General features: G+C 36.5%; 19 protein-coding genes. 5 read left to right on the top strand and 14 right to left on the bottom strand.

Annotated elements, in window-relative coordinates; genetic code table 11:
• Positions 1-139 precede the first annotated feature (139 nt).
• Together ABID46_RS02800 and ABID46_RS02805 are read right to left on the bottom strand one after the other, a co-directional pair.
• Complete coding sequence (locus ABID46_RS02800; RefSeq protein ID WP_354506842.1) at positions 140-2,326, bottom strand: glutamine synthetase III family protein; 2,187 nt, start codon at positions 2,324-2,326, stop codon at positions 140-142.
• Positions 2,327-2,622: 296 nt separating this feature from the next.
• Entirely contained in the window at positions 2,623-3,030 is a 408-nt protein-coding gene (locus tag ABID46_RS02805) for a DUF4293 domain-containing protein (protein WP_354506845.1), read from the bottom strand.
• Between the two features lie 192 nt (positions 3,031-3,222).
• Here ABID46_RS02805 and rho point away from each other — a divergent pair, with 192 nt between their 5' ends.
• Positions 3,223-4,914: a transcription termination factor Rho gene (gene rho / locus ABID46_RS02810; RefSeq protein ID WP_354506847.1), complete on the top strand. Its 1,692-nt coding sequence runs from the start codon at positions 3,223-3,225 to the stop codon at positions 4,912-4,914.
• Positions 4,915-4,982: 68 nt separating this feature from the next.
• Here rho and ABID46_RS02815 read toward each other — a convergent pair whose 3' ends face one another.
• The 3 genes from ABID46_RS02815 to dnaX all read right to left on the bottom strand — a co-directional run bounded on the left by ABID46_RS02815 (position 4,983) and on the right by dnaX (position 7,696).
• Positions 4,983-5,912: an FKBP-type peptidyl-prolyl cis-trans isomerase gene (locus ABID46_RS02815; protein ID WP_354506849.1), complete on the bottom strand. Its 930-nt coding sequence runs from the start codon at positions 5,910-5,912 to the stop codon at positions 4,983-4,985.
• Between the two features lie 39 nt (positions 5,913-5,951).
• Positions 5,952-6,425: a DUF8439 domain-containing protein gene (locus ABID46_RS02820; RefSeq protein ID WP_354506851.1), complete on the bottom strand. Its 474-nt coding sequence runs from the start codon at positions 6,423-6,425 to the stop codon at positions 5,952-5,954.
• Between the two features lie 176 nt (positions 6,426-6,601).
• Positions 6,602-7,696 (bottom strand): DNA polymerase III subunit gamma/tau, encoded by a 1,095-nt coding sequence (dnaX, locus tag ABID46_RS02825; RefSeq protein WP_354506852.1) that lies wholly within the window; start codon positions 7,694-7,696, stop codon positions 6,602-6,604.
• Between the two features lie 143 nt (positions 7,697-7,839).
• Between dnaX and ABID46_RS02830 the strand changes: the two genes are divergently transcribed.
• The 4 genes from ABID46_RS02830 to ribB are packed head-to-tail and all read left to right on the top strand — an operon-like array spanning position 7,840 to position 13,541.
• The gene (locus ABID46_RS02830; RefSeq protein WP_354506854.1) at positions 7,840-10,299 is read left to right on the top strand and encodes an FtsK/SpoIIIE family DNA translocase; all 2,460 of its coding nucleotides are present in this window, start codon (positions 7,840-7,842) and stop codon (positions 10,297-10,299) included.
• Positions 10,300-10,303: 4 nt separating this feature from the next.
• Positions 10,304-10,927, top strand: coding sequence for an outer membrane lipoprotein periplasmic chaperone LolA1 (gene lolA1, locus ABID46_RS02835; RefSeq protein ID WP_354506856.1), 624 nt, complete (start codon positions 10,304-10,306; stop codon positions 10,925-10,927).
• Positions 10,927-12,402 carry an LptF/LptG family permease gene (locus ABID46_RS02840; protein ID WP_354506858.1) on the top strand — a complete coding sequence of 492 codons (1,476 nt, stop codon included), beginning with the start codon at positions 10,927-10,929 and terminating at the stop codon, positions 12,400-12,402. Before lolA1 ends, ABID46_RS02840 begins: the two co-directional genes overlap by 1 nt.
• Positions 12,402-13,541: a 3,4-dihydroxy-2-butanone-4-phosphate synthase gene (gene ribB, locus ABID46_RS02845; protein ID WP_435529314.1), complete on the top strand. Its 1,140-nt coding sequence runs from the start codon at positions 12,402-12,404 to the stop codon at positions 13,539-13,541. The genes ABID46_RS02840 and ribB overlap by 1 nt, the downstream gene beginning before the upstream one ends.
• Here ribB and ABID46_RS02850 read toward each other — a convergent pair.
• The 9 genes from ABID46_RS02850 to ABID46_RS02890 form a co-directional block, all read right to left on the bottom strand.
• On the bottom strand, positions 13,538-14,260 hold the full coding sequence (locus ABID46_RS02850) for a hypothetical protein (RefSeq protein WP_354506862.1): 723 nt from the start codon (positions 14,258-14,260) through the stop codon (positions 13,538-13,540). The two genes, ribB and ABID46_RS02850, sit on opposite strands and share 4 nt — an antisense overlap.
• 39 nt (positions 14,261-14,299) lie before the next feature.
• The gene (locus ABID46_RS02855) at positions 14,300-15,376 is read right to left on the bottom strand and encodes a PA0069 family radical SAM protein (RefSeq protein ID WP_354506864.1); all 1,077 of its coding nucleotides are present in this window, start codon (positions 15,374-15,376) and stop codon (positions 14,300-14,302) included.
• Positions 15,377-15,482: 106 nt separating this feature from the next.
• Positions 15,483-16,385 (bottom strand): type IX secretion system ring subunit PorN/GldN, encoded by a 903-nt coding sequence (gene porN / locus ABID46_RS02860; protein WP_354506866.1) that lies wholly within the window; start codon positions 16,383-16,385, stop codon positions 15,483-15,485.
• Positions 16,386-16,405: 20 nt separating this feature from the next.
• Positions 16,406-17,944, bottom strand: coding sequence for a type IX secretion system motor protein PorM/GldM (gene porM / locus ABID46_RS02865; protein WP_354506868.1), 1,539 nt, complete (start codon positions 17,942-17,944; stop codon positions 16,406-16,408).
• 72 nt (positions 17,945-18,016) lie between these two features.
• Positions 18,017-18,694, bottom strand: a complete 678-nt coding sequence (gene porL, locus ABID46_RS02870; protein ID WP_354506870.1) for a type IX secretion system motor protein PorL/GldL — start codon at positions 18,692-18,694, stop codon at positions 18,017-18,019.
• Positions 18,695-18,750: 56 nt separating this feature from the next.
• Entirely contained in the window at positions 18,751-20,199 is a 1,449-nt protein-coding gene (gene porK / locus ABID46_RS02875) for a T9SS ring complex lipoprotein PorK/GldK (RefSeq protein WP_354506872.1), read from the bottom strand.
• A 104-nt stretch (positions 20,200-20,303) separates the two neighbouring features.
• The gene (locus ABID46_RS02880) at positions 20,304-21,440 is read right to left on the bottom strand and encodes a formimidoylglutamase (protein WP_354506874.1); all 1,137 of its coding nucleotides are present in this window, start codon (positions 21,438-21,440) and stop codon (positions 20,304-20,306) included.
• Positions 21,437-23,902 (bottom strand): type I DNA topoisomerase, encoded by a 2,466-nt coding sequence (gene topA / locus ABID46_RS02885; RefSeq protein WP_354506876.1) that lies wholly within the window; start codon positions 23,900-23,902, stop codon positions 21,437-21,439. Before topA ends, ABID46_RS02880 begins: the two co-directional genes overlap by 4 nt.
• Before the next feature lie 52 nt (positions 23,903-23,954).
• Complete coding sequence (locus ABID46_RS02890; protein ID WP_354506878.1) at positions 23,955-24,737, bottom strand: hypothetical protein; 783 nt, start codon at positions 24,735-24,737, stop codon at positions 23,955-23,957.
• Between the last annotated feature and the right edge of the window lie 68 nt (positions 24,738-24,805).

Below are 24,805 nucleotides of genomic sequence, written 5' to 3' on the forward strand. Positions count from 1 at the left end.
TTTTAAAATTTTTAAGTTTTAACAGTGAAAAAGCCTAAAAAAATCCTCATTTTAAATATTCAATCAACATTATTGATAAAAAAATAATTAAAAAGTCGACTTAATTTAGTCGACTTTACCTTTATATTTATGATGTTATTTATTTCGTGAAAAGTAGTTCTCGGTATTTAGTCAATGGCCAAATTTCATCATCGACCAACATTTCCAATTCATCCACATCTTGTCGAATTACATCAAACAAAGGTTTCACTTTATTTGAATAAGCTTCTGCTCTTTTTTGAGAATCCTCAATTGCATGCGATTTATCTTTTTCCGAATTCAATTGATCAACCGCTACTTTGATTGAAGAAATTCTCTGCGAAATGGTTTTAATCAAATCAATTTGTTCTTTGGCCAATTCTTGGAATTCTTTCGCCCCAAATATATCTTTTAATCCTTTTACGTTTTCAATCAATTTATTTTGATAAATAACTGCAGTCGGAATGATATGATTTCGAGCCAAATCTGCTAAAACCTGCGCTTCAATATCAATCAAAGTTGAATACTTCTCCAATTTGATTTCATTTCGAGCTTCAATTTCGACTTCACTTAAAACGGCATTCTGAATGAAAACATCTTTGAACTTCTGCTCTTTTTCAATTTTCAAAGCTTCTGGAGTCGTTTTCAAATTTCTCAACTTACGTTTCGCAGCTTCTTTCTCCCAATCTTTGCTATATCCGTCTCCTTCAAATAAAATTTTACGAGAGGTTTTGATATAATCACGCAAAACATTGAAGATCGCTTCGTCTTTTTGCAATCCCGATTCAATCAATCCATCCACTTCTTTTTTGAATAATTTCAATTGATGCGAAACAATGGTATTGATCACCATCATGGCTTCCGCACAATTGGCAGAAGACCCAACCGCTCTAAACTCAAATTTATTTCCCGTAAAAGCAAATGGTGAAGTTCTGTTTCGGTCGGTATTATCCAATAAGATTTCAGGAATTTTCCCAACGATGTTCAATTTCAAATCGGTCTTTTCATCGGGAGATAATTTCCCTTCGGTTACTTTTTCCAATTCATCCAAAACCCCAGACAATTGAGAACCGATGAAAATGGAAATAATAGCTGGCGGCGCTTCATTGGCACCCAATCGATGATCATTACTTGCAGAAGCAATTGCGCTTCTCAAGATATCACCATAATCATGAACCGCTTTGATCGTATTGATAAAGAAGGTCAAGAACTGCAAATTCTTTTTCGGATTTTTTCCAGGACTCAACAAATTCTCACCCGTATCTGTACTCAACGACCAGTTGTTATGTTTACCAGAACCGTTGACACCTTGGAAAGGCTTCTCATGCAACAAGACTTTGAAATTATGGCGTCTTGCCACACGCGTCATCAAATCCATCAACAAAGAGTTATGATCGACCGCTTGATTCGCTTCTTCAAAAATAGGTGCACACTCAAACTGATTGGGCGCAACTTCATTGTGACGGGTTTTAATTGGAATACCCAATTTCATACATTCCACTTCCAAATCTTGCATAAAACGCAAAATTCTCAACGGAATCGACCCAAAATAATGGTCTTCCAATTGCTGACCTTTTGCTGGCGAATGCCCCAAAATGGTTCTACCTGTCAATTGCAAATCGGGACGCGTGTTAAACAAGGCAGAATCAACCAAGAAATATTCTTGTTCCCAACCCAAAGTCGATTGCACTTTGGTTACGTTGCGATCAAAATATTTAGCCACCTCCGTTGCAGAATCATCGATTGACTGCAACGCTCGCAACAAAGGCGTTTTATAATCTAAGGTATCTCCTGTATAAGAAATAAAAACCGAGGGAATACATAAAGTCGTATCAATTACAAATGCTGCTGAAGTCGGATCCCAAGCTGTATATCCACGAGCTTCAAAGGTATTTCTAATTCCACCATTTGGGAAACTAGAAGCATCGGGTTCTTGTTGCACCAACATAGATCCATTGAATTGCTCAATTGCTCCACCTTCTTCGGTTGTACTAAAAAACGCATCGTGCTTTTCGGCGGTAGAACCCGTCAATGGCTGAAACCAGTGCGTATAGTGCGTAGCACCTTTTGACAACGCCCATTCTTTCATGGCAGAAGCAACTTGATCAGCAATTTCACGAGGGATTTTTTCACCACGTAATTTTGCTGCTTTGATATAATTATAAGCACTTTTCGTCATGTACTCCTTCATGGTTTCGTCCGAAAACACATTTTGGTTGTACAATCTTGATAATCGTTCTGGGATTTCGACTTTGACAGGTTCTCTTCTGAAAACCTCTTTCAACGCATTAAAACGTAATTGTGACATAAAAACTGTATAATTTTGTGAGAATGGGGCAAAATTATACATTTTTTCATTCACACCCCTATATTTTTTAGGGGTAGTCTCAATTATTTTTAGTTTTGAATAAAAATACCTATTATTTTTTGGAGCCAATCCCGCTTTCCCCTACAATCTTTTTAGGTTTCATTTCATTTCACCTATAAAGGATTTCCAGTACAATCGGGGCTAAGAATTTCGCATCCAAAAGATTTCGATTTCAAGCATAAAAAAAAGCAGCCTTAAAAAAGACTGCTTCGCGCTCATATAAAAAGTTGTAATGTTTATCTGAACCTGTCTACCGATTTCACAAGCTCCTCGTCTTTCTTGATAAATCGATTCGCTATAACAAGCAATAGAATCGAAATGAAAGGTACAAAAAGCCCAATACCCTTCTCTGAGTCAGAAAACCCTCCGGGTAAATTTGTTAGACTATAGGCCAAATAACCAATTAACAAAATGTTCAATACTATATTAACTGTCGTCAAACGCATTTGGGATTTTCTATTCTTAAATAAGAAGATCGTCAAAATTGACAAAACAGCTGAAATTAAAAATAACAATAAGGTAATCATATTGTCTTCAGGCTGCATCCATTCTTTTGCTATCACCCATAAATTGGCTACCCAAGTTGAAACACCCGAAACCAATCCTGCAAGGAATAAATAAATACTTTGCTTTCTCTGAATCATTTTTTCAATTTCAAATGCAAAATTAACAATAATTTTTTTCTTTCAATTTAAATTTTATTCGTAACATTGCAAGGTTATTTCTAACAACAAGTACTTCACTCATTTACGTACAATTCAAAATTTCACCTTGTTAGGAATGATTTTCATATACATGATCATTAATCACCTTTTTATTACATCAATACACCATATATGTTTGATTTAAATGAACTTAAAGCCAAAAAGCTTGATGAATTGCAGGTTATTGCTGAAAATCTGAAAGTAAAAAAGATTAAACAAGTCAAAAAATTAGATTTAATCAACAGTATTTTAGAAACCCAAAACTCAAGCAAGCAACAAGAAGTAATAGATTTTGGCTCCACAGAAACTTCCCCAAAAGAGGAGAAGCCTAAAAAAACAAGAAAGCGAATTGAATCTCCTGAATCAAAAGTTGCAGAAGCAACGACAGAAGTTTCGGAACCGATTGTTGAAGTGAAAGAAGATGCGAAAGAAAACGTTGAGAACAAGGAAAAGCCAAAAGCCAATCATCCTCAACAAAAACAAAACAACAATCCCAATCGCCCCAACCACAACAACCAGCAGAATCAAAACAATTCTCGCCCAAACACCAACCCTAATCACCACGCCAACCAAAACAACCCCAACAACCCGAATTTTAATAAAAATAAACACAATAAAAGCGGTAATTCGCAACATAAGCAGCACAATCCTAATCAACAGAATCAAGAACAAGTTGAAAAAAATAAATACCGTGCTGCCAATTACGAATTCGAAGGTATTATTGATACAGAAGGTGTTTTAGAAATCATGCCAGATAATTATGGGTTCTTACGTTCCTCTGACTTCAATTATCTTTCTTCCCCAGATGATGTTTATGTTTCTCAATCTCAAATCAAATTATTTGGATTGAAAACTGGTGACACTATTACGGGTGAAGTTCGTCCACCAAAAGAAGGTGAAAAATATTTCCCTTTGATCAAAATCAAAGAAATCAATGGTAGAACTCCCGATTTTGTAAGAGATCGTGTTTCTTTTGAGCATTTGACTCCTTTATTTCCTGATGAAAAATTCAAATTAGCAGAAAACAATGCGACGCTATCAACTCGAATTTTGGATTTATTTGCACCCATTGGAAAAGGTCAGCGTGGGATGATCGTTGCTCAACCCAAAACTGGTAAAACAGTTTTACTAAAAGAAGTTGCCAATGCCATCGCTGCCAATCATCCGGAAGCTTATTTGATCGTATTATTAATCGATGAGCGACCAGAAGAGGTGACAGACATGAAACGTAGTGTAAATGGAGAAGTTGTCGCTTCGACTTTTGACAAAGAAGCTACCGAACATGTGAAAGTGGCCAATTTGGTTTTATCAAAAGCCAAAAGAATGGTCGAATGTGGGCATGATGTAGTGATTTTATTAGACTCTATCACACGTTTGGCTCGTGCTTACAATACCGTAGCTCCTGCTTCTGGAAAAGTTTTATCGGGTGGTGTAGATGCCAATGCTCTTCACAAACCAAAACGTTTCTTTGGTGCAGCTCGTAACATTGAAAATGGTGGATCTTTAACCATCATCGCTACTGCTTTAATTGATACGGGATCTAAAATGGACGAAGTTATCTTTGAAGAATTCAAAGGTACAGGTAACATGGAATTACAATTGGATCGTAAGATTGCCAACAAACGTATTTTCCCTGCGATTGACTTGGTTTCATCTAGTACACGTCGTGACGATTTGTTGCTGGACGAAGCAACCATGCAACGTATGTGGATCATGAGAAATCACTTAGCCGACATGAATCCTTTGGAAGCGATGGAATTCTTACGAACTCGCATGAAAAACACACGTTCTAACGAAGAGTTTTTAATTTCGATGAATAAATAAATTCAGAAAAAAATATCAAACAAAAAAGCCACCCAAAAGGTGGCTTTTCTTATTGTATTAAGTTAGAATTATCTTCCTCCTTGTTGTTGCATTTGCTGTTGCAATTGTTGGATTTGCTCAGGAGTCAATTGTTGTTGATTTGGATTTTGTTCTGGCATTGCCTCAACACTTACCAATTCTACATCAAAAACCAAAACTTCGTTTGGACCAATTTTACCATCTGGGCTTCCGTACTCACCGTAAGCCAAGTTTCCTGGGATGTATAATTTGTATTTAGATCCCACTTTCATCAACTGTAAACCTTCTTGCCATCCTTTGATTACGTTTTGTAACGGGAATTTAGCTGGTTCACCTTTTTTGGATTCGTCAAAGGTTTTTCCATCAGACGTTTTTCCAACATAGTTAACCTCTACAACGCTGTTCATTGTTGGCGCTTCTCCAGTACCTTCAGTGATTACTTCATACAATAATCCACTTTCAGTAGCTTTGATTTTGCTATCCTTTTTCTTTTCTGCCAAGAACTGATCACCTTTTGCCGTGTTTTCAGTTTGGATTCTTGTCATGTTATCTTGGATATATTTCTGCATGAAAAAATTGATCGAATCTTTTGAAAACAAAGGATCTTTCTTTTTCAAAACATCCATAACACCTTGAACGATGTATTTCTCTTCTACAATTCCTTCTAATTTCTGAGTTTTCAAGAAATTTTGAATAGACATTCCGATTGCCTGACCATTTGCGTAAGAATCACGCATTTTTTTGTCTCCTTTTAAATAATCGGTAATTCCTTTTTCCAATTCTGCATAGTTCAAACTATCTTCTTTCAAAGACTCAGAATAGTTTCGAACTTGATCTCCAACGTTCATACCATACGCATAACCTGCTTTTTGATCGTTGTTTTCCAATTTTGAAACAGAACCTAAACTAGCACCTCCAGAAGATTTATCACAAGAAATAACAACTGAAGCTAAAACTGCTGTTATAATAAATTTTTTCATTGACTTAAATTTTCGGCAAGTTTACGAAAATATTTGTTGTTAATCATTAGAATTCAAGTCTAATCCTAATTCTTCTTTTAATTTCAAAAGGATCGGATTCTCTTCCGCCATTTCTTTAAAGAGTTCCGCTTTGGATTTGATGAAGTTTTTCGCTTTGGATTCTGTGATGACTACTTTAAAATCAATGCCATAGTTATTAAATTTCTCACGGAAAAATTTCATCAAATCGACCCTATGCAAATCAAATTCATTGGACAAACTAAGCGAGGAAAAAGTAAATTCAATCGTGAAATTTTCTTTCAAAGCAATATTCCCACTTTGAAGCGCATTATAAGCTGGAATTTTATTTTCTGACTGTAATTGACTCAAGAATTCATTCCAAGCCTTGTTCAATTCATCTTCCGTAAAAGCCTCTTTGGGTTTGTCGTCAAAATTTTCTACGACTGGCTTTTCCTCTTCTACTTTGTCAAAAATTCGTTTCAAATTAAACGAAGTTTCTACTTCAGTTTGCAAAGGCTTTTCTGCTCGTTTGATTCTTGAATTCTCATCTTTATCATGAACGGATTTGCCCGAATTATTGGAACCTAAATCAGGATGTTGAAATTTTTCAGTTGGTTGTGTATTTCCAACTTTTGGAGTTGGATTGGGTTTTGAGGCGATAATTTGTGCCGCATCAAGAATAGGAGGAATTATCCTAAACTTTTTTTTTTATCTTCTGAACCTCCAGCTGTCAACGACCCGATTTGCATCAAAGCAATTTCAACTGTTAATCGTGGATTCTTACTGGATTTATAATGAATATCGGTCGAATTGCAAATTTCAATCGCATCCGTTAAAAATTTCACATCGCAATGCTGGGCTTGATCTAAGTATTTGATTTTGGTTTTCTCACCTACCTCCAATAAGTCGATAGTTTGAGGAATTTTGGCAACCAATAGATCGCGGAAATGACTTCCCAATCCATTGATGAAAATATGGGCATCAAATCCTTTGTTCAAAATGGTATTGAATTCCAATAACAATTCAGGGATTTGATTTTTCAACGCTGCATCGGTGATTCTGAAATAATATTCATAATCCAACACATTTAAGTTTTCCGCTACTTTCTCCAAAGTCAAATTACGAGATGTAAACGTGACCATTCGATCAAAAGTAGACAAAGCGTCACGCAAAGCACCATCGGCTTTTTGTGCAATTAAATGCAATGCATCCGCTTCATACTCGATTCCTTCTTCTTTGGCAATTTTCTCTAGATGACTTTGTATGTCTTGAATAGAAATTCGTTTGAAATCATAAATCTGACAACGAGATAAAATCGTTGGGATGATTTTATGCTTTTCGGTTGTTGCCAAAATAAATATTGCGTGCGCTGGCGGTTCTTCTAAGGTTTTTAAAAAGGCATTGAAAGCCGCAGTTGACAACATATGCACCTCATCGATGATGTATACTTTGTATTTTCCAACTTGAGGAGCAAAACGAACTTGATCAATCAAATTTCTGATATCATCAACGGAGTTGTTGGAAGCCGCATCCAATTCAAATATATTGAAAGCGAAATCCTGGTTTTCTTCGTCGACTTGATTATTTTCTTCGTTGATTTTACGAGCCAAAATACGCGCACAAGTCGTCTTACCGACACCTCTCGGACCACAAAATAAAAGTGCTTGCGCCAATTGATTACTCGAAATGGCGTGATCCAATGTTTCTGTGATGGCGGCTTGCCCTACAACATCTTCAAATTGTAAGGGACGGTATTTTCGGGCTGAAACAACGAAATTTTGCATAAGATGTCACAAAGTTAATTGAATTTTTCAGATAGAAAAACCTTGTCTTTATAAATTGAAAACTTCAGGAAAATTCTGTTTCGAAATACGTTACTACCGCAATTTTTTATACTTTTGTTAGTTGTAATTTTTTATTCAAGAAAATGGACGAACCGACCTTGATTTCCTCTCAAAATTCTCGCAAAAATGTCATCAAAACCATTGTTGGTGTGATCTTTACAACGCTTGGTTTATTTCTATTGATTTCCTTTGTTTCCTATTGTTTAAATTATCAAAACGACCAAAGTCAATTGAGTAATTTTTGGGATAGAGAAATTGTAGCAGAAAATGTCATGGGAAAAATAGGCGCCTATTTGGGTGAATTATTTATTTACCATGGAATCGGAATTACAGCATTCTTCTTACCTATCTTTTTCATTCTTTTTGGATTGAAAATTCTTTTTGGATTCAAAAAAATCAAACCGTTCAAATTATTTTATAACTGTTTATTTTTCTTGATTTGGTTACCAATCTTATTGGGATTTGCCACCAAAATAGGAATTCTTCATGGAGTGATGGGCTATGAAGTAAACGACTTCATGAATATGCTGATTGGAAAAATCGGAATGGGAATTTTATTGTTCGTGAGTTTGATTTTGTACATCGTGATCAATTGGAAAATTACACCCGATAAAATTTCTGCATCCTTGGAAAAACGCTCTCAAGGATTGAAAGATGAAGAATCGGAAGAAATTGAATCCGCTGAACCAATTTCCAAAAACAATAAAGAAGAAGAAGATTTATTGGCGAAATTCAACGAAGAAGTTTCCCAACAAAAAGGTAACAAACCCGACATTTTTGATGATTTGGTTTTGGACACTCCTAAAAAAACGATTCAATCCATTGAATTAACTCCAGACACCTCCCATGATTATTCCAATTCTTCTGATGAATTAGGAACGCAAAAAAAAACGACTTCAATAAAGACTCAGGAGACCTTGGTTGAAACACTTCCAGCCAAAGATGAACATGATGTAGCTTTAACGATCGAAAAAGCACCAGAAGAAGATACAGTCGAGAAAATTGCGGCTGATTTGGTCCAAAAACATGGCGAATATGATCATCGTTTGGATTTACCGAAGTACAAATTTCCAACTTTGGATTTGTTACGCAAATATGAAACGGGTGATAATGTCACCGTCAATCAACAAGAATTAGAACGAAATAAAAATAAAATCGTTGAGACTTTGGCCAATTATGGTATTGGCATTTCCCAAATCAAAGCCACGATTGGTCCAACTGTTACCTTATATGAAATCGTACCAGAAGCCGGAGTGCGTATTTCCAAAATCAAAAATCTGGAAGACGATATTGCATTGAGTTTAAGCGCGCTTGGAATTCGTATTATTGCTCCAATTCCGGGTAAAGGAACAATTGGTATTGAAGTTCCAAATAGCAATCCGACGATGGTTTCGATGCGTTCAGTAATAGCGTCCAATAAATTTCAACAAGCAAAAATGGATTTGCCGATCGCATTTGGGAAAACCATTGAGAACGAAACATTTGTGGCGGATTTATCCAAAATGCCTCACCTCTTAATGGCTGGAGCTACAGGTCAAGGGAAATCAGTTGGATTAAATGCCATAATCGCTTCTCTTTTGTACAAGAAACATCCAACGGAATTGAAATTTGTGATGGTCGATCCGAAAAAAGTGGAATTAACCCTTTATTCGAAAATTGAACGTCATTATTTAGCCAAACTTCCCGATTCAGAAGATGCGATCATCACCGATAATACGAAGGTAATTCATACCTTGAATTCCTTATGTATTGAAATGGATGACCGTTATGAATTGTTGAAAAATGCATTTGTTCGAAACATCAAAGAATACAACGAAAAGTTCAAGCAACGAAAACTAAATCCCGAACATGGGCATCGTTATTTGCCCTATATTGTACTAATTGTCGATGAGTTTGCCGATTTGATTATGACGGCTGGAAAAGAAGTCGAAACGCCAATAGCACGTTTGGCTCAGTTGGCTCGTGCCGTTGGAATCCATTTGATTATTGCAACTCAACGACCATCTGTTAACGTAATTACCGGTATCATCAAAGCGAATTTCCCTGCGCGTGTCGCTTTCCGCGTTACGTCTAAAATCGACTCGAGAACCATTTTGGATTCTTCGGGCGCCGATCAATTGATTGGAAAAGGAGATATGTTGTTTACGACTGGAAATGAATTGGTTCGTTTACAATGTGCTTTTGTGGATACTCCGGAAGTAGATGATATCACCGAATACATTGGTTCTCAAGCTGGTTATCCAGATGCGTTTTTACTTCCAGAATACGTAGGAGAAGATGGCGGATCTGCATTGGACATCGATTTGAGCGAACGCGATAGTTTGTTTGAAGATGCTGCAAGAGTGATTGTTCTGGCGCAACAAGGTTCGGCCTCTTTGCTACAACGAAAACTAAAGTTGGGGTATAACCGAGCTGGTCGATTGATTGACCAATTGGAAGCAGCTGGAGTTGTTGGTCCTTTTGAAGGTAGCAAAGCCCGTCAAGTCTTGATCCAAGACGAAATGAGTTTGGAACAGTTGTTGAATAATTTGAATCAAAATTAATTTTATGAAAGTTTTTTTCTCAATTCTATTCAGTGTAGTAGTTGCATTAGGCGTTTCTGCTCAAACAGCAGAAGAATGGATGAATAAATTGAGTGCGACCTACTCTCAAACTCCTTCTTATTACATCAAATTTGATGTGAAAGAATCTGGAAATTCTGCGGTTCAAACAGGTGAAATATTTGCAGTAAAAGAAAAATACAGTTTGGATGTGAAAGACATCAAACAAATGTATGATGGCAAATCTTTGTATACCGTTTCCAAAGAAGACAAAGAAGTGACGGTTTCTATTCCAAATGCCAATAGCGATGATTTTTTGACACCAACCAAAGTAATCGGGATGTACAAATCGGGGTATAAATTGAGTTTGGGGAAAACATCCACTGTGGGTGGTAAAAAAATCCAATATATCAAATTGGTTCCCAATCAAAAAACCGATGCGGACTATATGATGGTTGGAATCAATACAACCAACAATTCCCTTTACCAATACGAAGAAATTTATTCGAATGGATTTACCCGTACGATTACCGTAAAAGATTTCATTCAAAATTTAATTATTCCACGAGCATTGTTTAAATTTGACAAGTCTAAATACGAAAAAGACGGCTACATCGTAACCTCGATATAATGTTCAAAAAACTTGATTGGTACACAGTTAAAACATTTTTAGGACCCTTTTTCTTTATTTTCAGCATCTTATTTTTCATTTTCATCGTCCAATTTGCTTGGCAAGAGATGGAAAAATTTGCAGGAAAAGGTTTAAGTTGGTTAACCATTGGTGAATTATTGCTTTATTTAGGAATCAATGTCATCCAATTGGTATTGCCGCTCGCGATTCTTTTGGGATCCATTATGACTTTTGGAGGATTTGGTGAACGCTATGAATTAGCAGCCATGAAAGCTTCTGGAATTTCCTTGGCAAGAATTCTTACTCCTTTGTTTGTGGTCATCAGTTTTTTATCGATTGGTTTATACTTTTTTGGCGATCATGTGATGCCTTATTCCCAACGAAAAGCCAAGAACCTAGCCTATAACATTGTCAAAGCCAATCCCACTCTACAATTGGTGGAAGGTGTTTTCATTGAAAACATTCCTGGATTTAGCATGAAAATCAGTGAAGTTTCGGGTGAAAATCAAGATCAATTGAAAGATGTATTCATTTACCAAGGAGGGAAATTTGAAGATGATAAACGAACCATTATTGCGAACCACGGAACACTGAATCGTGATCCAGAAGATTTACGTTTGCTAAAAATGGTTTTGATCGATGGAACGATTTATGTCGATCAGGTCAAAAATAAATCCCAGAACGAACGAAAAAAACAACCCAACCAAGCCATCAAATTTGACACTTTAGTTCAATACATAGACATATCGGAAATTCTTCAAAAAGCAATGGATGAGGAAAACATCCAAGATCACTACAAATTCCTCAATGCAAAAGCCTTGAATCAACGTATCGATTCAATGGAAATTGAGTATCAAAATTACTACAAAGAGGCTTCGACCAATATCTTATTGAAGAATGTGTATGGCGCTTTGGAAATGGATACAGTTCAATTGAAAGAAACAGAAGTCATCACGCAGACGCTGGAGAAATTGGACAAGTCCAAACAAACCCAAGTTATAAAAGAAGCAATTTCCGCTCTTGATAGAGAGATTGAAAGTTATCAATGGACCGAAAATGAAATAGTTTGGCGAGTAAAACTGCAAGCCAAACAGATATTGCACTACCATCGCAATTATTCGTATGCCTTTACCTGTATCGTATTTTTCTTGATTGGAGCACCTTTGGGAGCGATTGTAAAAAAAGGTGGAATTGGGATGCCGGTAGTGATTTCCATTGTCATTTTCGTCTTGTATTACATCATCAATTTTTCTTCTGAAAATATGACGAAAAATGGCATTTTAGACCCTACCTTTGCAGCATGGTCAGCAAATTTAATTTTCTTTCCAGTTGCAATTGTTTTGTTCTTTAAAGCCAACAATGATTCCGCTTTATTCAACATTGACAATTACACCAAAATTATACAACCCATCGAAAAGTTCTTTCAAAGGTTTAGAAAAAAGAAAAACATAACAGAACATAGCCGTTATCAATAATGGAAACAAGTACCCAAACATTCAAATTGAATACAATTAGCGAAGCCTTAGAAGAAATCCGTCAAGGAAAAGTTATCATTGTCGTAGATGATGAAGATCGCGAAAATGAAGGTGATTTTGTGGCTGCAGCCGAAATGGTGACACCCGAAATGATCAATTTCATGGCACTTCATGGACGTGGACTTATTTGTACTCCTTTAACGATTGATCGTTGTAAGGAATTGAATTTGGATTTGATGGTTACCAATAATACAGTTTTGCACGAAACCCAATTTACCGTTTCCGTTGATTTCAAAGGAAAAGGAAATACAACAGGGATTTCGGTACAAGACAGAGCCAATACGATTGAAGCCTTGATTGATCCAGCAACGAAACCAGAAGATTTGGGTCGCCCTGGTCATATTTTTCCATTACGTGCCAAAAATGGAGGTGTTTTGCACCGAGCAGGTCATACCGAAGCGGCAGTTGATTTAGCTCGTTTAGCGGGACTTCAACCAGCTGGAATTTTGGTGGAAATCTTGAATGATGATGGAAGTATGGCTCGTTTGCCAGAATTGATCAAGATTGCAGAAAAATTCGATTTGAAAATCATCACGATTCAAGATTTGATTGCGTACCGTTTGCAACATGATTCATTGATTGATCGTGTCGAAGAGTTTCCAGTGAAAACAGCTTTTGGTGATTTCAATTTGGTTTCGTACAAACAAACGACCAATAACCAGATTCACTATGTTTTGAAAACAGGTGAATGGACAGAAGACGAAGTTGTTCCATTGCGTGTCATTTCGTCCAATAGCTATTATGATTTGTTTGCAGCTTTGGAATTTGGCGAAACACCACAATTGAAAATTACGAGTGATATCATTCAAAATCATGGAAAAGGAGCGATTATTTTCATCAATAACGTTTCGGATTCTGATTTGATGTTGACCAAAATGAATCGTTTCCGTCAATACTTGGAAGGAAAAGTTGATTCGGGAATCATTCCAAACGACATGAAAGATTATGGAATTGGAGCGCAAATCATCAAAGATTTAGGTATTAAGAAAATCAATTTGATTACACGTAAACCGCAAAACCAACAATCTTCTGTAGGTGGTTACGGAATTGATATTGTCGAATATACAGCTGTCAATTAAATTAATTGAAAGAATAGTAGATAGAATTGGATAATTCCGCAGATTCCAAGGAGAATTAGCGCCCATTTTGGACTATTTTGATCGGTCACGAACTCTGTTACCTTTTCGTAAATTCGATTGAGTAAAAAAGAACTTTTATCTTCTGAGGTGATCAATTCATCGGAATTCTGATAAACTTCTGTCAATAAATTGGTGATCGGAATAAATTGAAAGACAAATAAAACAGCTTTCCGAATTAAACTTGGAATATGATTTAAGGATTGATCCAAATAAGCTTTCACTGCTTGGACATCGATACTTTCAGGTGTTTTTTTCTCGGTTAATTCGACCAAATAATCGGTTAGCTTTTGTACAAATGGACGAAATTTTCGAAACAAATAAATATAATAATCGAGTAGGATTAATTTATACATTCGAAAGATTAAGATTGCGATTCCCGCTATTCCCACCAAAACCACTAAGACCCAAAACAAGAATTTAGTTCCCATAAAATCGATTTGAACTAAACGATAGGTCGCATAGAGAATTATCCAAAATTGCGGAAATCCAAAGAGTAAAACATACACTAGATTTCGTTTCAAGGAACTAAATCCTTCCCGAACCAATTCCTTAAAAAGCGCAATTGGTTTATTGGCCAATCCAATTAATTTTTCCAATTGGGAATCTTCCTGAATAAAATTTTCCAATTCTTCTTGGGAAATCGGAGTGAAGTCTTGCATAGATAAGTTTTCATTAAAAATAGCGAAAACAAATTAGATTTAGAAAAGACTTAATTGTTGTCCTTTGGAGCCATTGAATAAATGGGTTGCCAAGATTCTAGGTTGAATTCCATTGGGAAAATATTTTCGTTCTCCAATTTTAAACGTTTGATGAATCATTTGAGCAAAATTTCCTTGCCCAACATACCGTTTTTTCGCCATTCGTTCATTGAACTTTCCACCATGAATGGAACGAATCTGATTCAAAATTTTTGAAGCTCTTTCAGGAAAATGAACCTCTAGCCAATTTTTGAAAACGGGTTCCACCGTATCGTTTAATCGAACCAAGGTATATCCATAATCTTCTGCACCCAATTCAGAAACTCGTTTCATAATCGCTAAAATTTCTTCTGAATTCAACCCTGGAATAATCGGAGCAATCATGGCCATAACCGGAACTTTATTCTGGGCTAAAACCTCAATTGCTTTCAATTTGTTGGAAATGGTCGAAGTCCTAGGTTCCAATTTCTTTCTTAACTCTTCATTGATGGTTGGAATGGAAATCGCCACTTTCACCAAATTCTTTTCAGCAAGGGGAATTAGAATATCCAAATCACGCAGAATTAAAGCGTTTTTCGTGATGATTTCTACCGGATGACGATAATCCAAACAGAGTTGAAGTATTTGTCTGGTAAGCTCTAATTTTCGTTCGATGGGTTGATAACAATCTGTATTGCCAGAAAGCATAAACGGATGAGGCTGAAAATTTCGTTTGAGAAATAATTCTTCGACCAATTTTGGCGCAGACATTTTCACCATAATCTTTCGTTCGAAATCAATTCCGGCCGAATAACCCCAATACTCATGCGTCGGTCTCGCATAACAATACGCACAACCATGTTCACAACCTTGATAAGGATTCATGGAATATTCAGTTGGCATGTCTTTCCGTGGAATAATATTTAGAATCGATTTCGGGAAAACTTCGAGGTATTCAGTAGGACTTTTATCTTCCACTCTATTTCCAAATTCATCCAAAATTTCATCTTCATAAAAAGTTTGGACATAGGAAATCTTTTCAAAATGATTGTCGACATTTTGAATCGCACCTTGTCCTTTTTTCCCTTTCTGATTCACTTTCTAAAATTACAAGAGAATAAGGACAAACTATGTCAGAGAAATCATAAAAAAACTCCGTTAGTTTTCACTAACGGAGTTCTATGAAGTGGCAAAAATTTATTGATTAATAACTCCACATATCAGCTTCAGACTGGAGAATGCTTTCTCTAATTCTATCGCTTTCTTCCAATTGACCTTTGGAGTTTTTTGGAATATAATCTTCAATTGGCGTTATACCATACATGGTTTGAGCCTTGTAGATTACCGATGAGAATCTTCTTGAATTCAAGAGGTCATCAAAGGTTACACTTGAAGAGGAGTTATTGGGATTGAACACGGTGTAGTTGTTCAAAACTGTTCTCGCATCTGGATACCAAATCCAGAACAATTCTACGAACATACCATCGTCAAATTCAGTTCCTAATGCCTGAGCATCTGGTCCCATGATACACAATCCTAAAAGACGGTATTTCATTTCACCTAAACGACGGTCGATGTACCACATCCCTTTTGTTTTCAACATTTTGATGTCTTTTGAGTTAATCTCAAAGTTGAAGATCAAACCTTCGTCTGCTTCTTCACCCGCATCAATCATGTCAAAATAATATTGCTGAGTATCTTTTTTTGCCGTACGAGAAACAATTTGATCATAGGTCATTTTCGTAGTGAAATACTCATCGTCATAAACTTGACTGATTTTCCCAGAGCGAACACCTTCTACAAGGGCATCGTATAAAGAAGCTGACTCTGTCAACAATCCATCAGACGCTCTGTAATAAGGTTGATTCAAACGCTCGTTCAAATCGATTACTTCCCAAACTACTTTTGACCAAATGATGTCTTTGTCCTCAATGTATCCGTATTCCATAGGCTGAGCCTCAGTACTAACGGTATCCCCGGCCTCAGTAACTTTTGTTTTGTTTGCACGCTGTTCTCTCAACTCATCTGGAGACATAGCGTTCAGAACATTTTGGGAATATCCCAAAGAAGCTACTAAACTCATTAATCCGAAAAAAAGACACTTCATAATAATATTCTATTTTAATTTTATCTTACTTCAATTGTTATCGAAGATGCTTCACCTCCACCTGCAGTAGAAGTATACTTGATATCAAAGATACCTACAACATCTCCACTTTTCGCTTTAGACAATGCTCCAGCAGCTCCTGACATTTTGCTTCCGTTTACAGATGCAGTTGGTTGTCCAGGTACTTTCACTTTGAATGAAGTAACCTCACCTTTTACATCAAATAAGAAGTCTGGCCAGTCGATACGTACAGTTTGTCCTGCCAATCCATTTGCTGGAACTTGTAAGCTCGTTTTACCTGCTACATGTCCTCTTGCTGGTGGAACTGGTTTGATGCGGAATTCACGTTTTCCAGAAACTACTTTACCAGTAGATGTTTTCGCAGAAGCTGTGAACGTAACTGATCCACTTCCTGCAGCTGGTTTGAACATCCATTTTCCAGCACCTGCAGAACGCAATCCTGATTGAGATGCAGTCAATGAAACTGGTCCATCAGCACCGTTCACTTGTGCAGAAATTGGGTTATCCAATCCACGGTATACAACATTCATCGCATCTGCAGAGATAACTGCTCCAGAAGGCATATCTTTAATCGTTTCAGAAACAACTTCATACTCATGTGTAAATGGTTGAGAAATATCTTTTCCATCTGGGCCTTTGTAAGTCATAGTTCCTGACAATGTTTTCTTACCAGCTCCTGATGTATTCAAGTTAAATACTGCTTTACCATCTTTCAATGGAACGTTTTGTCCTCCAATAGAAACAGAACCATTCAATGTATTGTCATAAGCACCAAATGCAATGCTACCTTCAACTGGCTTTCCAGCTAATACGATTGGTGGAGCCATTACGATTGGTTGGAATGCTTTCAACTCAATTTCGTGTTGTAATTTGTTAGCCAATAACGTTCTAACTAAGTTCCCTTCTTCTGTACGGATATCCGATTGAATTTTCGTTAAGTTCGCCAATCCAGCAACCATTGGTTGAGAATAGAATTGTGCATTTAACCAAGATTTTCTTCCTCTATCTGCAGTACTGAAGATTTTCTCAACTCTGCTTTTGTCTTTAGGAGAAGTTGCATAAGCACCTGCAATGAAAGCTTTGAAATCATCAATTGCTTTTTTCAATGCCTCACCTTCTGGTTTTGCTTTATCTTCTGTAACAAATAACATTTTTGTCAATACATCAACGTTAGACAAAGAAACATATTTTGTTTCTTCTTCAGAATCAATGGTAGGTAATGAATACTCCATTTCCTTCATCACATCATTCTTGATCTTTTCGATCGCGTTGAATGCTTTATCTGCCTCAGATTTTACTTGCGCAGCTTTGTCTTGAATTGCTGCATAATCTGGATCTTCTTTCGCTTTGTTCACGATTTGATCGTAGAACGTAGCGTTATTTTCATTCGTTAACCCTGAAGACTCGTTCAAAGTAATCGTTATTCCCTCGAAAGATCTCAATACTTGACGATCGACTTGCATTGCCATCATTGCAATGAAAACCAAGTACATCAAGTTGATCATCTTCTGACGAGGAGTCTGTTTGCCTTGTGCCATTTTTATTTAATAAGTAGAATGTTAAACATTAATTTAATTTTAAAGTTAATAAAGTTCCAATCGAACAGAATCTTAACTTCCTTTCATTGCTGATAACATACCACCGTACACTTTGTTCAAGCTGTTGATGCTAGCAGTTAACGCTTCCATTTCTTGTTGGAATTTCTGAGAACCACCTGCAGAAGCTTCCATCTCGTCAATGAATTTTTTGTTTAAATCTACTTGTTTTTGGCCATTTTCTAATTGAACTTGGTAAAGAGCGTTCAAAGACTCCATGTGATTAGCTGCTAAAGCCAATTGATCACCATATTGTTGTGTTGCTGCTGCTGCACTAGTTGTTTTGTTGATTTCGTTAACTGCAGATCCGAAGTTCTCAATTCCAGAACGCAATCTTTCCATCAAGGAAACATCTAATTTAGCATCATTCAACATTTTATCTAATTTTTGAGAAAGAGACATTGTGTCTGTGTCCTCAACGATTTTGTTAGCTTTTCTAACTGCAGGAGCGCTTCCGTCTGCTAATTCCGGATAAGCTTTCTCCCATTGGTAGTCTCCAGTTGGTGTATCAAATGCGAAGATTACGAAAATGATGGCTTCCACGACCAATCCGATTGCTAAGATGATAGAACCATCAATACCTAGCGGAGAGTAGTGGTTAATTTTACATAATGCTCCGATGATTACAACTGCTGCACCTAAACTGTAGACCATGTTTAGTATAACGTCCTTTTTACTCGCTTTTGCTGCCATAATTTAAAATGAATTTGTGTTAATTTAAGATTTATTAATTTTTATTTTTTGCTAAATTATCTTCTTGTTTTGAATTTAATTTTTGATCCTTCAGGGAAAGATTGAACTGTTCTGAATCCAATATAACTTCTAGCGGAATCTTGAACTTCCCAGTCACGAGCACTTACCATCAATAAGTATCCGATATCTTTCCAAGAACCTCCACGAACTGCTTTTTTATCGCTACGATCTCTTGCCATGGTTGGATTCAAGGTAGAAGTCATTTGGTAGAAAGCTTTGTCGTAAGATGAACTTGTCCATTCTGCTACGTTTCCAGCCATATCATACAATCCGTATCCGTTTGCATGGAAAGTTTTTACAGGACCTGTGTACATATATCCTTTTCCTTGATCTTCGATATAATCACCACGCTTAGGTTTGAAGTTCGCTAAATAACAACCTCTATCGTCTGTTAAGTAAGGACCTCCCCAAGGATATGGAGCATCTTGTAAACCTCCACGAGCTGCATATTCCCATTCGATTTCCGTTGGCAAACGGTAATCAATTACTTTATTGGAAACACCACTTCTCTTTTTTCTTCCAGACAAATAGTCATTGTGCTTTTTGGTTTTGTACGCACAATACGCCATCGCTTGGTGCCAAGTCACTCCAACTACTGGATAGTCTGAATAAGCTTGATGCCAGAAATAGTTTTCGTGCATTGGGTCATTGTGTGAATAGTTAAAATCACGAACCCAAACAGTTGTATCTGGATAAACGCTTACTTCTTCTTCGTGACGGAAGTCAATTCTGAACGTATCTGAATTTCCACTTTGTCTCGCAGCACCTTCTTGGTCAACCCAAACATATTTGAATTTCAATTTACGTACGTCAATTAAACGTTCATTGTTGAATCTTTCTTCAGGAGCATAGTACAATTGATCGATGGTAGCTGCATAATCTACATCTGGATATTCGTATTTATCCCAGAATAATTCTTGATCCCAGTTTAATTTTCTTTGATCAATTGGCAAATCACCATCTCTACCGGTAGAATTTTGCTCTACATATTCGTCCCAAGCGGTTTTTTCACCATCTTCAGAACCCGAAATATAACGGAACGCTGCAATACCTGTTTGTTCACCTGAACCTGGATTTGTTGGATCAAAACCAAGCTCTGCCGCTTTTTCAGCTAACATGGTACGAGCGATTGAATCTTTTACATAGTTTACAAACACACGGTATTCCGAATTGGTTGTTTCTGTATCATCCATATAAAATCCAGATACAGACACCGTTCTTACCGGTGCATAATTATCAAATGTAAAGTCATAATCTGTTTGACCTAATACAAAAGACCCACTCGGAATTGGGACCATCCCCTTTGGGCGTTGTGGCGTCCAAGTTGACGATTTTTCCCCTACAATTTGACCATCATCTTTACCTCCATTTCTTCCTTTTCTCAACATGTTACAAGAAGAAAGTGTAAAGGATAAAATGATAACTGCTACCAATGCTTTATTCATCCTCATTTTTTTTAAGCGTGTAAATCTATTATAATTTTACGATTCTCCAAAAAATATTTTATTCGGCAATTAGCTTAACGAACAAAATCTCTTTTTATTGTTAATTAATACAATTTTTTGTAGGATTTCCACCATCTCTCTGGAATTTCTCCTTTCAATGATTTTTCATAATCCAAATGTGAACAAGGGATTGGTTGTCTGCCCAATCGCTCTATTTCGTTCATTTCCTGCAACTCTAACCACCATTGATCAGTTGTAATGTTTCGGTAAAAAATCAAATCCTGTTCAGGAATTTGCACATAAAATGTTTCGAAACTTTCTGATTCATCCCAAGCAATTGTGTCTGTCGCATGGTTTTTACCTTCCATAAAATACCAAAGAATCTCCGCCACCAACAAATCGTCTGACGGAATATTTTTCGCTTTGAAATTATAAACGCCAAAAGATTGTACTTTATTGTTTATCCCTGCATATCTTGAAAGGGCACATATTTCTCTCGAATTGAATCCATTTGGTGATAATTCAATCGTGGAACGGAAATCTGAACATTGAATCGCTTCTAAATTCATGACAACCATATCTGAATTTCTCAATTCGGGCTCTGCTTCTTCCATTGATTCCATTAAAATCCCCAATCGTTTCACATCGAAATTGAGATGTTCCATCAAATCCAATTCCTCTTGCGCTACAAAATACGTCTGATACCCCAATTGTGTAAATTCAAATAAGGAATGAGGCTCAGTGGTAATGATTTTACTCAAATAATTATGTGAATTCAATTGATCTGCATCATTCCCCAATCGGAATCGATTATCGATACAAGTTAAATTTACTTTATGGGTTTTGGAATCAAAAGATCTAAATTGTGGATACGCCAAATTTGCCGAGCCACCCAAAATGATAAGGGTACAATTTAGCGCTAATAATTCTTCCTGAATTTTCTGAAAAGCAAAATAGGTATCTTCTCTTGTAGCTCCCGCATGCAAATCTCCCAAATCATACATCGGCAAATGCCAATGCCCTTTTTTGAGTTGATACAACTGCTTTCTCAATCCATCGAAACTTATTTCTGAATTAAAATTTTCTGCACCACCTCTTGTTTCTTTTACCCCAAAAAAAACCAAGGATTTCTCCTGAATTTCTTCCTCAAAACGAAGATTTTGCCCAATGGAAAATTGATCCAATTGGGACGCTAATTCACGTAATTCTTCTGAAACCGGCGTTATAAATTCGTTGATCATTTTTTCTTTTTCGCAGGTTTTTGACTTTCGATCATTTTTTGAACTTCTTCAAGAGTTAATTTGGTTACATCGACATCTTTCATCAATTCAATTTTGGTTTTCCCTTTGATAATGTTATGTCTTCCCCAACGAGCTTTTTCAATTCGAATTCCTTCTTTTTCCCAATTTTGAACAACTTTTTCGGACTCCTTTTTCAATTTGTCTTCAATCAATTGTTCAATATCTTCATCGGTCAAATGATCGAAATCGTATTTTTTGCTAACGTTGATAAACATATTGTCCCATTTGATAAATGGTCCAAAACGACCTTTACCTTTGGTTACTTCCTTGCCATCATACATAGCAATAGGAGCATCAGCTTTTAATTTCTCATCGATTAATTCGACAGCTCTTTCCAAACTCACTTCCATCAAGTCTTCTCCTTTTGGAATGGAAACAAACATGTCTTTGTATTTCACATAAGGACCAAAACGACCTACATTTACCTCAACGATTTCATTTTTATATTCCCCTAAATTCTTTGGCAATTCAAATAACTTCAAAGCCTCTTCTAAGGTAATATTGTGAATGGATTGGGTACTCAACAAACTTGCGAACTGGGGTTTTTCTTCGTCATCAGCATGTCCAATTTGAATCATCGGTCCAAAACGACCAATTCTTGCCACAACAGTTTTCCCAGATTTAGGATCGATTCCCAATTCACGCTCTCCTGTTGCACGTTCTGCGGTATCTTCTACGTTTTGAACATTGTCGTGGAATTTCCCATAGAAGGAACTCATCATGTCGGTCCATTCTTCTTTTCCTTCGGCAATCGCATCAAAACTTTCTTCGACTTTCGCCGTGAAATCATAATCCAAAATCGATTTGAAATAATCTACCAAGAAATCATTCACCACAATTCCAATATCGGTAGGAATCAATTTACGACGATCTGCTCCATAGGTTTCAGATTCTACTTTTTCTGTAATCGCACCTTTCTTCAATCGGATTGTTTGCAATTTACGCACATCTCCTTCCAAATTCCCAACAATTACATATTCACGATTTAGAATGGTCGAAATAGTTGGCGCATAGGTAGATGGTCGTCCAATTCCTAATTCTTCTAATTTTTTCACCAAGGAAGCTTCCGTAAATCTTGGTGGTGCTTTGGTAAATTTCTGGGTTCCGAAAATTTCTTCTACCGATAAATTTTCTCCAACTTTCACAGCAGGCAATAAAGATTTATCATCTTCTGCGTCTTCATCTGTATTGGTATCTTGGTAAACTTTCAGGAATCCATCAAAAACAATCACTTCACCTTTTGCTTGAAACATTTTGGCATTTCGATCATTCTCAATATCAATGATGGTACGTTCCAAATCTGCATTGGTCATCTGGCTCGCAATGGTACGTTTCCAAATCAACTCATACAATCTACGTTGAGAATCATCTCCTCCAGCAGAACTGATGGCAAAATTGGTTGGCCTGATGGCTTCGTGAGCTTCTTGAGCCGATTTATTTTTATTCGTATAATTTCTTGGAGAACTGTATTTCTCTCCAAATTCTTTTTTAATAGCTGATTCCGCTGCAGAAATTGCCTCTTGAGACAAATTCACGCTATCGGTTCTCATATAGGTAATCAACCCCGATTCATACAATTGCTGTGCAACACGCATAGTTCTTGAAACGGGATACCCCAATTTCAAAGAAGCTTCCTGTTGTAAGGTAGACGTTGTAAAAGGTGCAGAAGGCGAACGTTTCGCTGGTTTTTTCTGTAAGTCTTTCACTTTAAAATTCGCAGCCTTGCAAGATTCTATAAAAGATTTTGCTTCCTCATAGGTTTTGAATTCTTCGGTCAATATCGCCTTGAATTGTTTGTTTTCAACGGTTCCGAATTGAGCGGTAAACTTAAATGATGCTTCAGGTTTGAAACTACGAATCTCCTTTTCTCTTTCGACAATTAGACGAACCGCAACCGATTGTACACGACCTGCAGACAATCCTGGTTTGATTTTTTTCCATAAAATTGGCGAAACTTCAAATCCTACCAAACGATCCAAAACACGACGTGCTTGTTGAGCATCCACTAAATTTTCATCAATTTTTCGTGGATTTTCTACCGCATTTTGAATGGCTTTTTTGGTAATTTCGTTGAAAACAATTCGGTGTGTCTCTTTTTTCTTAAGATCCAACACATTGTACAAATGCCAAGATATGGCTTCTCCCTCGCGGTCCTCATCCGAAGCCAACCAAACCACTTCAGCTTTTTTTGTCAAACTTTTTAGTTTCTTGACTACCTCTTCCTTATCGGGAGAAACTTCATAAATGGGTTTGAAATTATTATCTATGTCGATTCCCATCCCTTTTTTAGGCAAATCAACAATATGACCGAAGCTCGATTCTACTGCAAAATCGTCTCCTAAGTACTTCTGAATGGTTTTTGCCTTAGCGGGTGACTCGACAATAACTAAATTTTTGGGCATTTGTTATTTTTTGGCAAAAATAGAAACAAATTTTTGAAGCCACCAAAAACGATTATTCCTCACCTATTTTTGAAATGTCTTGATTCTCGAATCCAATCATATGTTTGTACAACATATAAATGGATATTAAAACAAATGGATATGAAACCAATCTTCCTACTAAACAAAGCAAATAGCCGACTAATCCAATGATTGACGCCACCAATAAAACTTGAAATACGGTAAACCAATTTTGATTGACCATTTTAAAGCTCGCTTTCAAAGCATCAATTCCACTTAAATTGGTAAACATCACAAATGGACAAGCAATTGCAGCTGCTACCCACACATAAATTCCTGGAATCACAAAGAAGATAAATGCTATTTTAGAAATGATAAAATAGATCAATCCCAAAACAATCAATCTACCCCAGTATTGTGGCTTGAATCCTTCAAATAAAGTTCCGATGTTGACCGCTCCATTTTTATCTGCTTCACGACAAACCAACATAAATCCCCCTGCCAAAGGAAATGCTAATATCATAATCAATGATGTTAACAAACTCGTCGTAATAAAGGGATTCATATTGTCCATATAAAAATTTTGAACTTCAAGAATCAATAAATCAGGATCAGAAATTCCTGAAATTTGCTCTTGAAATTCCTTTTGCACATAATTCAATCCAGTAATCGCTCCTAAAACCTGAGAAACTACAATGGAAGCAATTCCAAAGATTGCTACTGCCAAGGCTCCAATTCCTACCACTTTTGAAAATAAATTCCAAGATTCATTGAATACTTCTCCAAAATTGATTTTTTTGGGCTTTTGTCCGATTGAATTAAAATCTGAATTCATATGTTTTCTATATTATATCGGTCAAAAATAATCAAATAGTTAAATATTTGCAAAGAGATTAAAATCTG

Source organism: Moheibacter stercoris, assembly GCF_040545805.1.
Lineage (GTDB): Bacteria > Bacteroidota > Bacteroidia > Flavobacteriales > Weeksellaceae > Moheibacter > Moheibacter stercoris.